Below are 14,738 nucleotides of genomic sequence, written 5' to 3'. Positions count from 1 at the left end.
GCATGCTCTTGGCCCTCGATCGGGGGCGAGGGCGCGGGGTCAACGACGACACGAAGGACAACACTGCAATGAAGCATCTGAGAGTGCGCAGCACCCGAACGGCCCTGGCCGTGGTCGGCATTATCGCCGTGCTGGCGACGAGCGCCTGCAGCATCAACACCGCGAACAAGTCCGGAGCGGGCTCGGCCGACGGCTCCATGCTCGTCGCGGCCGACAACGGCTCGCCTACATTCGAGCGGAACTTCAACCCGTTCTCCACGAGCAAGCGGGTGACGGCCACGTATATGTACGAGCCGCTGCAGGTCATCAACACCCTCGATGGCAAGGCCACTCCGTTTCTCGCCACCGGGTACACGCAGCCTGACGCGAAGACCGTCATCTACACGATCCGCACGGGCGTGAAATGGTCCGACGGCGAGGCTTTCACCCCCGCCGACGTGGCCTTCACCTTCAACCTGATCAAGGAGACCCCCGCCCTCGACAACAAGGGTATGTGGCAGCACATCGAGAGCCTCGAGGTCGACGGCGACACCGTCGTGTTCCACCTGAGCTCACAAGACGTTCCGGCCGCCTCGATCATCGACCAGCAGCTCATCGTTCCGGAGCACATCTGGAAAGACGTCGAAGATCCGCTGACCTTCCCCAACGAAGACCCGATAGCGACCGGCCCGTACGTGCTCGACACGTTCACGCCGAACGAGTACACGCTGAAGAAGAACGAGAGCTACTGGCAGGCCGACAAGGTCGCCGTGGAGAAGCTCGTACTTCCGGCCGCGAATAGCCAGCTCGACGTTGTCAAGAACGGCTACGACTGGGCCTACGCCTTCATTACGGACGTCGACGGCACCTGGGTCAAGGCCGACGAACAGCACAACAAGTATTGGTTCCCGCCGGGCGGCACCATCGCGCTCGTGCCCAACCTCACCAAGGCTCCGTACAACGACGTGAACTTTCGGCACGGCCTGAGCCTCGCGCTCGACCGCGGCAAGATCGCAACGGATGCCGAACAGGGGTACGTCGAGGCGGCTGGCCAGTCCGGCCTACTGCTGCCAAACCAGGAGGCCTGGCTCAGCTCCGACCTGCCGAACGGCGGCGAGGTTGCGCAAGACGCAGATGCCTCGCTGGCCGCCTTCGAAAAGGCCGGATACACGATGGACGGCGACAAGCTCGTCGACGCGAGCGGCACCCAGGCATCGATCAACATCATGACGGCGAACGGCTACACCGACTGGCTGCAGGGGCTGCAGACCGTGCAGTCGCAACTCGGCGCGATCGGCATCGACGTGAAAATCAGCCAGCCACAGCCGGCGGCGTACTACGAATCGCTCGGCAACGGCGACTTCGACATGGCCATGACCGGCTTCGGCGGAACGGGAAGCGTCTTTCAAGACATGAACCTGCTGCTCAACAGTGAGTTCGCCACACCGCTCGGCACGACCACGACCGGCAACTTCGGCCGGTTCAGCAACGCCGAGACCGACGCGCTGCTGGCCCGGTTCAAGGCCTCGACCGATGAGGCCGAGCAGAAGACGATCGCCGCCGAGCTCGAGCAGACGGTGTATGACCAGCTGCCCGTGATCAGCATGTTCTACGGCGGGCTCTGGGGTCTGTACAGCGACGCAAACTACACCGGCTGGCCGAGCGCCGACGACCCGTACGCACCGCCGAACACGTACAACTCGACACCGCTGCTCATTCTGACCAACCTCGAAAAGGCCAAGTAGCAGCCGCCTGATTGCCGAGACCGCCATCGAACCGGCGGAGGCTGTCAAGGAAACACCGGCAGATAGCATCTGAAGAATGTGACCGACAGCGGTTGGAAAGGGAAAGACCGTGCGTTTTCTGCTCACGAAGGTTGGCCTGCTGGCGCTCACATTGTGGGCGGCCATCACGCTGAACTTCCTGCTGCCGCGCCTCATGCCGGGATCCCCGGCCGACGCCGCGATAGCCAAACTGGCCCAGAACGGTCCGGTCAGCTCCGCCACACGAGCCTCGATCGAGGCCCAGCTGGGCGTGCCGACCGGCAGCATGTTCGACCAGTACCTGCAATACCTCGGCAACGTGGCCCGCTTCGACTTCGGCGTCTCGTACACGTTCTTTCCGCAGAGCGTCGCCGGTCTGGTCGGCGCGGCCCTGCCCTGGACCCTTGTGCTCGTCGGCCTCGTCACGATCATCGCGTTCATTGCCGGCACCCTGCTCGGCGTTCTCGCCGCCTGGAAACGCGGCACCTGGCTCGACACCCTTCCGACCGTCGGAGGCACCTTCGCAAGCGCGTTTCCCTACTTCTGGACCGCCTTGCTCCTGTTGTTCTTTCTCGGCTACGTGGCCGGCTGGTTTCCCACCAGCGGAGCCTACGGCCGCGGCACCAGCCCTGAATTCTCGGCCGTTTTTCTGCTCGACGCGCTCTACCATTCCATTCTGCCGGCGACCACGATTCTCATCACCTCACTCGGTGGCTGGATTCTCGGCATGCGTAGCACCATGATCAACACGCTCGGCGATGACTACGTGACCTTTGCGGAAGCCAACGGTCTGCGGCCCCGCACCGTGGCCATCCGCTATGCCGCTCGCAACGCGATTTTGCCGAACCTGACCAGTTTCGGGCTCGCGCTCGGCGGCGTGGTCGGCGGGTCGCTGCTCGTGGAACGGGTGTTCAACTACCCCGGCGTCGGCTACCTGCTCTACACCGCGGTGGTGAACCAGGACTTTCCGCTCATGCAGGGCCTGTTTCTCATCATCACCATCAGCGTGCTGATGGCCAACTTCATTGTCGACATTCTGTATGGCATCCTGGATCCGAGGACGAGGCGATGACTGTTCCTGACCCCGCTGACCGTGGCACGCACGCCGTGATGGTGGCCCGCAAACAAGCGGATGCTCCCGCCATGACGAGCCCGCTGGGGGTCGTCTGGCGGGCGGTCGCCACGATCTGGAGCGTTCCCAAGGCGCGCGTCGGTGTGGCCCTGCTCGGCTTCTTCGTGCTGCTCGCCGTGTTCGCGCCGCTCATCGCCCCGTACGATCCGAGCGACAACGGCTTCGGTCGCAGCGAGGATTTCAGCGCCGCGCACTGGATGGGCACGACCGCCGCCGGGCAGGACGTGCTCTCGCAGATCATTCACGGCGCGAGCACGTCGGTGTTCGTCGGCTTCGTGGCCGGCCTGCTCTCGACCATCATCGCCGTCACGATCGGCCTCACCTGGGGCTATCTGCGCAGCATTACCGGCGACGTGATCAACTTTGTGGTCAACCTGTTCCTGGTCATTCCGGCCCTGCCACTCATGATCGTGATCGCCGCCTACCTGCAAAACGGCGGCATCGGCATGATCATCTTCGTGGTCGTCATCACCGGCTGGGCCTGGGGCGCCCGGGTGCTGCGCTCGCAGACCCAGTCGCTGCGCAGCCGCGACTTCGTGACGGCGGCCGTATTCAGCGGCGACAGCCCGGCCCGCATCGTGTTCCGCGAGATTCTACCGAACATGACCTCGCTCATCGTCGGCAGCTTCTTCGGAGCCGCGACGGCCGCGATCCTCGCCGAAGCGGGCCTGGAGTTTCTTGGCCTCGGCGACTCCACGACCATCAGCTGGGGCACCATGCTGTTCTGGGCGCAGAACAGCAACGCCCTGCTCACCGGCCAGTGGATTCTGCTGTTCGCTCCGGGCCTGTGTATCTCCCTGCTCGCGACCTCGCTGAGCCTGATCAACTTCGGCGTCGACGGCCTCAGCAATCCGCGCCTGCGCGAAGGAGCGAACCGATGAGCCTGTTGAGTGTGCGCGACCTCTCGGTCGTCTACGAGCCGCGCGGCGGCGAACCGGTTCCGGCCGTCACCGGCGCAAACTTTGAACTACAGCAGGGTGACTTCGTCGGGCTGGTCGGGGAGTCCGGGTCGGGCAAGTCGACCCTCGGGTTCGCGCTGACCGGACTGTCGAAACCGCCCGCGCGGGTCAGTGCCGGCAGCATCCTCTTTGATGGGGTCGATATTGCAAACCTGAGCCTGGCCGACCTGCGGGTGCAGCGGCACGGCGGCTTTGCCATGGTGCTGCAGTCGGGGATGAACGCGCTCAACCCGGTGCGCAGCATCCGCGACCACTTCTACGACATTTTCGCCGCGCACGGGCATGTCTCCCGGATCGACCGGGAAGACCGCGCGGTGGAACTGGTCGGCAAGGTCGAACTTCCCTCGAGCGTGCTCGACCGGTTCTCCGGCGAACTGTCCGGCGGCATGCGGCAACGCGTGTCGATCGCGCTCGCTCTCTCGCTCGAACCCAAGCTCATGATCTTCGACGAGCCGACCACCGCGCTTGACGTGCTCGTGCAGCACGCGGTGATGAACACGATTCGCGAGCTGCAGGCCTCGGAGCGGTTCACCGCGGTGCTGATCAGCCACGACCTCGGCATGGTGCTTGAGGTGACCGAACGGGTCATGGTGATGCACGAGGGCCTCATCGTCGAGGACAACACGGCGGCAGCGATTCTGGCCGCGCCGCAGCATCCGTATACGCAGATGCTGCTGAGCCACTACGGCGACCCGCGCGCCGAGGTGGTCGAGGTGCCCGGGCTCGCCGTGCGCGGAACCGCGCGGGCGGTGTCGAGCGACGTGCCCGGCCGTGAGGGGCGCGCGGCGCGCGAGGCCATCGTCGTCCGCGGCGTCAGTAAGATCTACCCGCCACCGCGGCGCGGGGAGAAGCCCGTGCGCGCCGTGAGCGACGTGTCGTTCAGGCTCGAACCGGGCGCGTCGATGGCGCTCGTCGGGGCGAGCGGCAGCGGCAAGAGCACGATCGCCAAGATGATCACCGGCGTCGAACGGCCCACGAGCGGCACGATCAGCTTCGGCGACCTGCAGGTCGACACGATCAAACGGCGCTCGCTCAAACGTTTGCACACTGAGGTGCAGATGGTCTTTCAAGACCCGTATTCGGCGCTGAACCCGCTGCACACGGTCGAGTACATTCTCACCCGACCCATTCTGAACTTCTCGAAGCGGCGTGGTCAGGACGCCCGGCGGCGCGTGCTCGAGCTGCTCGATACCGTGGGGCTGACCCCGGCCCCGCAGTTCGCCGCCCGGCTGCCGCACCAGCTCTCGGGCGGGCAACGCCAGCGCGTGGTGATCGCCCGGGCGCTCGCGTGCGAACCGCAGGTGATCATCGCCGATGAACCGGTGTCGATGCTCGACGTGTCGCTGCGGGCCGGGGTACTCGCGCTGCTCAACAGCCTGCGCGAAACCTGGGGCGTGAGCATGCTCTACATCACCCATGATTTGCTCAGCGCCCGTTTGGTCACCGACCAGATCATGGTGCTGAACCAGGGGGCCGTCGTCGAGGAGGGGGGCACGGCATCCGTTCTACAAAACCCACAGGACGACTACACGATTCGACTGCTCGAGGCGATTCCGCACCCGCAGGTCGGTCGCTAAATTTTCGTATCACTAGCTAGGAGCACCATGCTGACTTTTCCCGACGGTTTTCTCTGGGGCGCCGCAACGGCCGCACACCAGGTGGAGGGCAACAACACGAACAATGACTGGTGGGTCAAGGAACACGCCGCCGGCACGAGCATCGTCGAGCCGAGCGGCGACGCGACGGACAGCTATCACCGCTACCGCGAAGATATGCGGCTGCTCGCCGACGCCGGCCTCGGGTCGTACCGGTTCAGCGTGGAATGGAGCCGCATCGAACCCGAGCGCGGCTTCGTCTCGCGCGCCGAGATCGACCACTACCGGCGGATGGTCGACACCGCCCTCGAGTTCGGCCTCAACCCGGTCGTGTCACTGCTGCACTTCACCGTTCCGCAGTGGATGTTCGCCCAGGGTTTCTGGCGCAACCCCGACGCCCCCGACCTGTTCGCGCGCTTCACCGAGGCGGCGCTGCCGATCGTGGCCGACGTGGACTACGTCTGCACCATCAACGAACCCAATATCGCCGCGATGCTCGCCGGCGGCGAGACCGCCGCAAATCTCGTCGCGTTCGGCCTGCCCCGACCCGATTTAGAGGTAGCGGATGCCCTGCTCGCCTCCCATAAAGCCTCGCGTGAGGTGCTGTCTTCCATCTCGGGGCTGAAGAGCGGCTGGACGGTCGCCACCCAGGCGTTCCACTCCACCGGGGAACCCGGCGCCGACGAGAAACTGCGCGAGTACGCCTACCCGAGCGACGACTGGTACCTCGAGAACGCCCGGGGCGACGACTTTATCGGGGTGCAGGCCTACACACGCACCTTCATCGGGCCCAACGGCCCGATTCCGGTGCGCGACGACGTGGAGACGACGCTCACCGGCTGGGAGTACTTTCCGCCCGCGCTCGAACTCGGCGTGCGTGCCGCGTGGGAGCTGACCGAGCACGTGCCGGTGTTCGTGACCGAGAACGGCATCGCGACCGCCGACGACACCCGCCGCATTGCCTACACGGACGCCGCGTTGCGCGGCCTGCACGCCGCGATCGAGGACGGCATCGAGGTGCTCGGCTACGAGCACTGGAGCGCCCTCGACAACTACGAATGGGCGAGTGGCTTTCGGCCGACGTTCGGGCTCATCGCGGTGGACCGTGAGACGTTCGTGCGCACGCCGAAGCCGAGCCTGGCCTGGCTGGGCGGGGTCGCCCGGGCGAACGCGCTCGTCTAGGTCGCCTGAAACGAACAATTCCTGTGGAAGATTCTCCAGCACGGAGTGCAGCTTCGATTTGGGCGGCCTCAACAAGACCAAGAACGGTGTCCGACCCGTGCCGGCCTTCTTTTTCCCGAACTCCCAGATCGTGGCGCCCGTTACGGGTGACCGCGCCAGTTGCCGGTCACCGCGCCACCTATAGGTGGCGCGACCACCGGCAACTGGCGCGGTGAATGGGCGCGGCGCATCCGTTCAGCGCATCGGCCGGACGGGGAGGCTCAGCGAGCGAGGGAGGCCAGCTCTGCGCGGGTCGAGGCACCGACCTTGCGCAGCAGGTTGGCCACGTGAAACTTCACCGTGTTCTCGCTGATCGTGAGCGTTTCGGCGATCGCCTTGTTGCGGGCGCCCGAGGCCACGAGTTCGAGTACACCGCGCTCGCGCGGGCTGAGGCCCCAGGCGGCAGCGCCCGTGACGGGGGCCGGCGGTGCGTCGAGCGGCAGCGACACGGCCATCTCGGATCCCCAACCGGCGGTCGCCTCCACGTTGAGCGTTCCGCTGAGGGCGACGACACGGGCGGCCAGCTGGCGCACGCTCGGCACCTCAGCGTCGAGGTCACCCGGTCCGTCGTCGCGAATGCGAATGAGCAGGTTGCTCCCGTCACAGTCCCACTGCACGCGCACCCGCGCGACACCGGTCTGCTCGACCAGGGCGAGCACGGCGCCGCGTACGATGGCCCGGGCCTCGTGGGCGACCTCGCCGGGCAGCGCGCGGCCGTTGACCGGCGGCTCGATGAACTGCACGTCGAGGTCGCCGAAGCGCACGAGCGGACGCAGGTCGTCGCGCAGGCGTTCGAAGGCCCGGGCCACCGGCTCCTCGGTGAGGCTGCGATCGAGGTCGCTCACCGCGCGCAGCGCGACCATCGCGGCGGCGGCGAGCTCGGTCGCCTTCTGGCGGGCAGCGGTGTCGCTCGTGCTGCTCGAGCGCAGCACGGCGAGTAGGGATTCCAGTGTGGTCGCGTGCGCGTCAGTGAGGTCGGCGATGAGTTTGGAGCGTTCGGCGGCCGCGGTGCGCGCGGTCTGCACGGTCTGCACGGTCTGCACGGTCTGCACGGTGGAGTCCGGCTGCTTCGTGCGCTCGGGGGCCGCAGCGCGCGCAGGTGAAGAAGTGGAAAGCGTCATGCCCCCAGCCTATCCGAACCATCCCGGCGGCCTGTCCACAGCCATTCGTTCGGGTAGGAAAACTGTCCTTTTGACGGGCCGCGGTCCCGCTCGAAGGAGTGGAGTATTGACCTATGACCGAAACGACCACCACCCCAACAGCAGCGGATGCCCTCGGCCTCATTGTCGCCGAGAACAGCCGCGTCGTCGACGCGTTGCGGTCGGCATCCGCCTCAGTGCTGGATGACGCGGCGTCCCTGCTCGCGGCGGCGCCGCGGGTGTTCGTGCTGGGGGCGGGTCGCTCCGGGCTGGCGCTGAAAATGACGGCGATGCGGCTCATGCACCTCGGTCTCACGGTGCACGTTGTCGGTGAGGTGACGAGCCCGGCAATCGCGGCGGGTGATGTGCTGCTGGCCGCGAGCGGATCCGGCACGACGGACGCCATTGTGCGCGCCGCCGAAAAGGCTCACAGCGTCGATGCGAGCATCGTCGCGCTCACCACGGCGCCCGAGTCGCCGCTCGGGCAGGTCGCGGCGGTGACCGTGGTCATTCCGGCGGCTGCCAAACAGGACCACGCCGGGCAGGTCTCGGCCCAGTATTCGGGTGGCCTGTTCGAGCAGGCCGTGCTGCTCGTGGGCGACGCCCTGTTTCACACCCTCTGGCAAGCGAGCGGGGCCACGGCCGACCAGCTCTGGCCGCGCCACGCAAACCTCGAATAATACCCTCCGGGCCCGGGCCCGGCCGCAAAAACCACTGAACCCAACAGACTGAACCCAATAGAAAGTAGAACCCCATGAAGCTTCAGGTAGCAATGGACGTACTGACCACCGAAGCAGCTCTCGCGCTCGCCGCGCAGGTTGCCCCGCACGTTGACATCATCGAGCTCGGCACGCCACTGATCAAGGCCGAGGGCCTGAGCGCCGTCACCGCGATCAAGGCGGCCCACCCCGACAAGATCGTCTTCGCCGACCTCAAGACGATGGATGCCGGCGAGCTCGAAGCCGGCATCGCCTTCGCAGCCGGCGCGGACCTCGTGACCGTGCTCGGTACGGCCGGGGACAGCACCATCATCGGTGCCGTCGCCGCCGCGACCAAGCACGACAAGGGCATCGTCGTCGACCTGATCGGGGTCGCCGACAAGGTTACTCGCGCCCGCGAGGTCATCGCACTCGGCGCCCAGTTCGTGGAGATGCACGCCGGGCTCGACGAGCAGGCCGAGCCCGGATTCTCGTTCGAGAAGCTACTGAGCCAGGGCGAAACCGCCAAGGTTCCCTTCTCGCTCGCCGGTGGCGTGAGCATCGCGACCATCAAGTCGGTGCAGCGCGCCGGGGCATCCGTTGCCGTCGCCGGCGGAGCAATCTACGGCGCCGAGGACCCGGCTGCCGCCGCTGCCGCTCTGCGCGCCGCAATCATCTGATCTCAGGCATTTTCTGGTGCCGTCCCGCTCGTGCGGGGCGGCACTTCTGTGCGGGCGGGGGGCGCAGCAGCAGAGCGGATGCCTGTGCAGCGTCGGTGGCCGCCGCTCTCGGGCAACCTCGACTGCGACCTCGCGATCGTCGGCGGCGGCTACCTCGGCCTGTGGAGCGCGGTGTTGGCCAAGCAGCAGAATCCGGCCGCCCGGGTGGTGCTGCTGGAGGCCCGCACGGTCGGTTGGGTGGCATCCGGTCGAAATGGCGGCTTCTGCGAGGCCAGCCTGACCCACAACGAAGAGAATGGGCGCAGTCGTTGCCCCCAGGAGATCGATCGGTTGACAGAGCTCGGCCACGAAAACCTCGACGAGATTGAGCGGGCCGTGGTCGGCCTCGGCCTCGACCGCGATTTCGAGCGCACCGGCGCCAGTGACCTCGCCATCGAAGAACACCAGATTGAGTGGCTGCGCGAGGAGACGACCGACGAGGACACCGTGTTTCTCGATGCTGCGGCCGTGCGCGCCGAGGTTGCCTCACCGACCTGTTTGGCGGGCGTCTGGCATCGGCGTAACAACGCCCTCGTGCATCCGGGCAAACTCGCCGCCGAGTTGGCACGCGTGGCCACCGAGCCGGGTGTCGAGATCTTCGAGCACTCGCTCGTGCAGAACCTCGACACTTCGGGACTCACCGCAGCCCAGGGTACAAAGGTCGTGAGCACGGGCGGCACCGTGACCGCCCAGCGAACAGCCCTCGCCACGAACGTCTTTCCCTCCCTGCTCAAGCGCAACAAACTCGCCACCGTGCCGGTCTATGACTACGTGCTGATGACCGAACCGCTCGATGCGAGCCAGCTCGCCGCGATCGGCTGGCGAAACCGGCAGGGCCTCGCCGACCTGGCCAGCCAGTTTCATTACTACCGACTGAGCGCCGACAACCGAATTCTGTTCGGCGGCTATGACGCCGTGTACCACTACGGCCGCAAGGTGCGCAGCGGCTACGAGAACCGGCCGGAGACCTTCGAGAAGCTCGCGAGCCACTTCTTCACGACGTTTCCGCAGCTGGCCGGGGCGCGTTTCAGCCACAAGTGGGCCGGCGCCATCGACACCTCGACCCAGTTCTGCGCATTCTTTGGCCAGGCCCGCAGCGGACGCATCAGCTACGCCGCCGGATTCACCGGCCTCGGCGTGGGCGCGACCCACTTCGCGGCCCACGTCATGCTCGACCAGCTGGCCGGCCGTACCACGGAGCGCACTGAACTGGCCATGGTGCGGGGCCGTCCGCTGCCGTTCCTGCCGGAACCGATCGCATCCGCTGGAATTCAGGCGACTCGTTGGGCGCTCAATCGTGCCGACCACAACCGGGGTCACCGCAACGTTTTGCTGAAATCCCTCGACGCCCTGGGCCTCGGCTTCGACTCCTAGGGCCTTCTGCTCTAATCGCCGGGAGCCGCCCTGAGCCGCCGGGTGACTACGTGCGCGGCCGCGACAAGGGCGGCGGCGTCATCGACACCTAGCTTGCCCTCGGTGGAGCGTTCCCAAGCGGCGATGATCTCCCGCACCCGAACCAACCGTTGGGTTCCGTGGTCGGACAAATGCACCGTAATTCGTCTCCGGTCGGAAACGGTCGGCAGCCGAAAGGCAGAGGCCGCGTCTTCCAACGAATCGACCGTACGGCTCAGGGTAGCGTTGGCCATGCCGGATACCTCGGCTAGGTCACCCATGGTGGGTGAATCGAGCCGCGCAAGGGCTTCCATAATGCGCCACTGGTCGAGCGTGGTGTTCTCTTCGGAGAGGGCAAGGTTCAACCCCTGGGTGAGTTGCCGTTCGAGGTCGGTCAAAGCGCCGATGAGCCCCGCCAGGGGTGCCGAGAACCCCTCCTGCAGGCTTCCATTCCCCACTGCCTGGGTCATACGTATCCTCCCGTCGCAGTCACAGTATCGCCGATCACGCATACTGGACACGTGATGACGACCGTTAGCCTATTACTCTCGGGTGAAATGTTTCTGCGCGGCCCCGTACCGCGGACGTTCAGCGTCGCCCTCCTCGCTCCCTTGTCGGGTGTCATGGGAATCGTTGGACCGGCGATCATCAATTGCGCCCTCCTCGCGGCCGAAGAGGTGAGCGCGCGCAGCAACGCAGCCGTGGAGCTCGTGCTCGTTGACGCGGGCGCGACCCCGGCCGCAGTGGCTCGTGAAGTCGACCTGCTCGTGGGGGCAGGGCTCATCGCTGGGCTGGTCGGAACGCACACCTCCAATATTCGAACCGCCGTCGGTTCTCGTGTGGCCGATCGCGTTCCCTACATTTTCACCCCGCCACACGAATTCAGCGGTGCGCGCTCGGGATCCATCTTTCTTGGCAGCAATCCCAATGGGCAGCTTCGCCAACCGATGGCCTGGCTGGCTCGTAATCGTAAGATTACGCGCTGGGCGCTCATCGGAAGTGACTATGTCTGGCCGAGGCAGGTGCATGCCGCGGCCTCTCGAATGCTGCACGACCTCGGGCACCGTGTCGTGCTGAATCGACTTGTGCCGCTGGGACACGTCGACGTGGAGGAACTCGTCGAGGCGGCGCGGCGCGGTGGCGCCGACGCAATTTTGGTCTCCCTCGTTGGCCGTGACGGCATCGTGTTTCATCGCGGGATCACCGAACTGGATGTCGGGGATGCTTTTGTGCGACTATCGACGGCGCTCGACGAAAACTGTCTGGTAGCCGCTGGTGGGGACAACAGCGGCGAACTCTATTCCGTGATGCCATCGTTCATCCGTCAGGATGACGATCGGCATCAGCGCCTGCTGGAGTCCTACGTCGCACGGTTCGGTCACACCGCGCCACTGCCCGGTTCCTATGCCGAGGGTTCTTACGATGGTGTGCACCTGCTGGCCGCCCTGTGCGGCGGCGCCGGCGGGGGCGCTCGCCCCTTTTTTGAAAAAGCCGAGCGCTTGCTTTCCGACGGCGCTGCTCCTGTTCCCCCGCCGATGATTCACGGGCAGGGTCTGCAACGACAGCCGATGAGATTGGCGCGCGCCGTGGGCACCGACTTTGACGTCGTCGGCACGTTCGCGCAGGTGTAGCCTATTGAAAGTTTCCACCTGGAAATAGATTCTCTGTTCAATGACGATTGGATACCGCGTGAGCGCGACGACCGGCCCGGCCAACCCGGAAAGCACCGAAATTTCGGGCATCGAACAATTCGGCTACACCCAGGAGCTCAAACGTACGCTGAAGTTCAGCGACCTCATGATCTACGGGTTGATTTTTATGGTGCCGATCGCACCGTTCGCGATTTTCGGTGGCGTCTTTCACGACTCGGGCGGGATGGCGCCCCTGGCCTACATCATCGCCTTGTTGGCAATGATGTTCTCGGCCAACTCGTACTCGCAAATGGCGCAGGCCTTTCCTATGGCCGGCTCCGTTTACACCTACGCCGGCCGTGGGATCGCCCGGCCGGTGGGTTTCATCGCGGGGTGGATGATCCTGCTGGACTACGTCCTCATTCCCACCCTGTTGTATCTGGCGGCTGCGATCGCGATGAACGGCATCATTCCGCAGGTTCCGCTCTGGGCCTGGCTGGTTGCCTTCATCGTTTTGAACACGGTCATCAACTACCTCGGCATGCAACTCACCGCGCGCGTCAATAAGGTCATGCTGGTGTTAGAACTCGTGGTTCTGGCGATTTTCCTCGTCGTGGGCATTGCCGCGCTCGCCCAGGGAAAAGGCCAGGGCTTTAGCTTTGATGCGTTCTTCAACACCGACACGTTCTCACTGCCGCTGCTTTTCGGCGCTGCGTCGATCGCGGTCCTGTCTTTTCTCGGGTTTGATGGCATTTCTACCCTGGCCGAGGAGAACGCGGGCCCGAGCAAATCGATCGGCCGCTCGATGATTGCCGCGCTGATCGTCGTCGGCGTTCTCTTCGTCGTTCAGACCTGGGTCGCCTCGATGTTGGTGGAAGACCCCGCTGCACTGCTAAAAAACGGCGACCCCACCGGCGTCGCGTTCTATCGCGCCGCCGAGACTGCCGGCGGAACGGTCATGTTCATTCTCACGGCCGCCTCAACGGCTTTAGCTTGGGGTTTCGCTAACGCGCTCGTCGCTCAGGCTGCGACCTCCCGTCTGCTCTACGCCATGGCCCGCGATCGCCAGCTGCCCAAGTTTCTCAGCAAGGTCAGCGCGAGGCACAGCGTGCCGGTGAACGCGACCATTCTGGTGGCTGCGATCTCGCTTATTCTCGGTCTTTACCTGACCGTCCTCCCTGACGGTCTAGGCGCCATTGCGGCGCTGGTTAACTTCGGGGCGCTGACCGCATTCCTGTTACTCAACGTGTCCGTCGTGTGGTGGTTCGTGGTCAAGCAGAAGTCTCGACGGTGGTTCGTGCACCTCATCTTCCCCGTTGTGGGTTTCGCTATCCTGGTCGGCGTGCTCTATAACGCGCGAGCGTCCGCTCAGGTTCTCGGTATCGTCTGGCTGGTCATAGGCATCATTGTGGCCATCGGCGTCTACCGCACGGGACGAATGAAAACTCCCCTGCCTCCGGAGCTGCCCGCATCTATGGAGGCGCGCAGACCGTGACGATTCACTCGCTCAACCCACGGCCCGATCAGTATTCCTACGTTTTTGGCGGTCGGGAGCCCCTACTGAGCGTTCGCCCGGGTGACATCGTTGAGGTGAGCACGGAGGACTGTTTTGGTGGCCGAGTGACGAAACCGCATGACGTTCCCAGTCAGATCGTGCCCTTCGCTGAGCTCAATCCGGTGTCTGGACCGATCGAGGTGCTGGGAGCCGAGCCTGGCGATGTTCTGGCCGTGCATTTCGTCTCGATCATTCCCGCGCGTTCCTATGCCATTTCGAGCACATTTCCGTTTTTCGGTGCGTTGTCGGCGACGCATGAGACGGCGATGCTGCACGAACCGCTCGAAGAGCGTGTCTGGTTCTATGACATCGATCTGAAGGCCTGGACGGCCACTTTTCGGGCTCAGAACTCGGACTTCACGCTGGCCCTACCCCTCGATCCGATGCACGGCACGGTGGGTGTCGCCCCGGCCAGTGGTGAGGTGCGGCTGGTCGTGACTCCCTCGACCCACGGCGGCAACATGGACACTCCCGAAGCGAGGGCGGGTACAACTCTGTACCTTCCTGTGAACGTGGCTGGGGCGATGCTGTCGCTCGGTGACGGCCACGCTCGTCAGGGTGAGGGTGAGGTCTGTGGAACCGGGCTGGAATCCGCAATGAATTCGGTCATTGCGATTGATCTGATCAAGGGGTCAGCGATCCCGTGGCCTCGGCTCGAAAGCGATGACTTCATCATGAGTACCGGTTCAGCTCGCCCGTTGGAGGATGCTTTTCGGATCAGCCAGAAGGACCTGGTCGGCTGGACATCGGAGCTGACGGGTCTGGACACTTTGGATGCCTATCAACTGGTGAGTCAGATGGGACTTGCCCCTGCGGCCAATGTCTGCGATCCGAATTATACGATGGTAGCCAAGCTCCCCAAGTGGACCCTGAAGAAGGCCGAGGTCTTCGGAGGCATTCACGACCGGCTGCGTGCTCTGGCGGCGGAATATTCGGCTTCCCAGTAGGCGGTCAC

The 14,738-nt window shown here is 65.0% G+C and carries 13 protein-coding genes; 11 read left to right on the top strand and 2 right to left on the bottom strand.

The genetic code is table 11. From position 1 onward, the window contains the following. The first annotated feature begins 68 nt into the window (after positions 1–68). The 5 genes from IWX77_RS02315 to IWX77_RS02295 all read left to right on the top strand — a co-directional run bounded on the left by IWX77_RS02315 (position 69) and on the right by IWX77_RS02295 (position 6,610). Positions 69–1,724: an ABC transporter substrate-binding protein gene (locus IWX77_RS02315; RefSeq protein ID WP_196842893.1), complete on the top strand. Its 1,656-nt coding sequence runs from the start codon at positions 69–71 to the stop codon at positions 1,722–1,724. Positions 1,725–1,833: 109 nt separating this feature from the next. Continuing rightward, a complete protein-coding gene (locus IWX77_RS02310) occupies positions 1,834–2,814 on the top strand; it encodes an ABC transporter permease (protein ID WP_196842892.1) in 981 nt (326 codons plus the stop codon). 38 nt (positions 2,815–2,852) lie between these two features. Beyond that, on the top strand, positions 2,853–3,755 hold the full coding sequence (locus IWX77_RS02305; protein ID WP_196843053.1) for an ABC transporter permease: 903 nt from the start codon (positions 2,853–2,855) through the stop codon (positions 3,753–3,755). Then, positions 3,752–5,410: an ABC transporter ATP-binding protein gene (locus IWX77_RS02300; RefSeq protein WP_196842891.1), complete on the top strand. Its 1,659-nt coding sequence runs from the start codon at positions 3,752–3,754 to the stop codon at positions 5,408–5,410. Before IWX77_RS02305 ends, IWX77_RS02300 begins: the two co-directional genes overlap by 4 nt. A 27-nt stretch (positions 5,411–5,437) precedes the next feature. After that, positions 5,438–6,610 (top strand): glycoside hydrolase family 1 protein, encoded by a 1,173-nt coding sequence (locus IWX77_RS02295; protein ID WP_196842890.1) that lies wholly within the window; start codon positions 5,438–5,440, stop codon positions 6,608–6,610. A 260-nt stretch (positions 6,611–6,870) separates the two neighbouring features. Here the strand turns inward: IWX77_RS02295 and IWX77_RS02290 are convergent, their stop codons facing one another. Continuing rightward, positions 6,871–7,770: a response regulator transcription factor gene (locus IWX77_RS02290; protein WP_196842889.1), complete on the bottom strand. Its 900-nt coding sequence runs from the start codon at positions 7,768–7,770 to the stop codon at positions 6,871–6,873. A gap of 113 nt (positions 7,771–7,883) precedes the next feature. Between IWX77_RS02290 and hxlB the strand changes: the two genes are divergently transcribed. The 3 genes from hxlB to IWX77_RS02275 all read left to right on the top strand — a co-directional run bounded on the left by hxlB (position 7,884) and on the right by IWX77_RS02275 (position 10,579). Next, positions 7,884–8,468: a 6-phospho-3-hexuloisomerase gene (gene hxlB / locus IWX77_RS02285; RefSeq protein WP_196842888.1), complete on the top strand. Its 585-nt coding sequence runs from the start codon at positions 7,884–7,886 to the stop codon at positions 8,466–8,468. A 74-nt stretch (positions 8,469–8,542) separates the two neighbouring features. After that, entirely contained in the window at positions 8,543–9,166 is a 624-nt protein-coding gene (hxlA, locus tag IWX77_RS02280) for a 3-hexulose-6-phosphate synthase (RefSeq protein ID WP_196842887.1), read from the top strand. A gap of 78 nt (positions 9,167–9,244) precedes the next feature. After that, positions 9,245–10,579 (top strand): NAD(P)/FAD-dependent oxidoreductase, encoded by a 1,335-nt coding sequence (locus IWX77_RS02275; RefSeq protein ID WP_196842886.1) that lies wholly within the window; start codon positions 9,245–9,247, stop codon positions 10,577–10,579. Positions 10,580–10,590: 11 nt separating this feature from the next. Here IWX77_RS02275 and IWX77_RS02270 read toward each other — a convergent pair whose 3' ends face one another. Further along, a complete protein-coding gene (locus IWX77_RS02270; protein ID WP_196842885.1) occupies positions 10,591–11,067 on the bottom strand; it encodes a MarR family winged helix-turn-helix transcriptional regulator in 477 nt (158 codons plus the stop codon). 54 nt (positions 11,068–11,121) lie between these two features. On the opposite strand from IWX77_RS02270, the gene IWX77_RS02265 reads away from it, so the two are divergent. From IWX77_RS02265 to IWX77_RS02255, 3 genes are read left to right on the top strand one after another with little or no spacing between them, the layout of a single operon-like run. Continuing rightward, a complete protein-coding gene (locus tag IWX77_RS02265; protein ID WP_297412830.1) occupies positions 11,122–12,228 on the top strand; it encodes an ABC transporter substrate-binding protein in 1,107 nt (368 codons plus the stop codon). 40 nt (positions 12,229–12,268) lie between these two features. Then, positions 12,269–13,723 (top strand): APC family permease, encoded by a 1,455-nt coding sequence (locus IWX77_RS02260; protein WP_196842883.1) that lies wholly within the window; start codon positions 12,269–12,271, stop codon positions 13,721–13,723. Beyond that, positions 13,720–14,730, top strand: coding sequence for an acetamidase/formamidase family protein (locus IWX77_RS02255; protein WP_196842882.1), 1,011 nt, complete (start codon positions 13,720–13,722; stop codon positions 14,728–14,730). The genes IWX77_RS02260 and IWX77_RS02255 overlap by 4 nt, the downstream gene beginning before the upstream one ends. Positions 14,731–14,738 lie beyond the last annotated feature (8 nt).

The sequence above is a fragment of the Cryobacterium sp. CAN_C2 genome, from assembly GCF_015751745.1.
Lineage (GTDB): Bacteria > Actinomycetota > Actinomycetes > Actinomycetales > Microbacteriaceae > Cryobacterium.
Note: the sequence above shows the minus strand (reverse complement) of the source record. Positions and strands in the feature narration are given on the sequence as shown.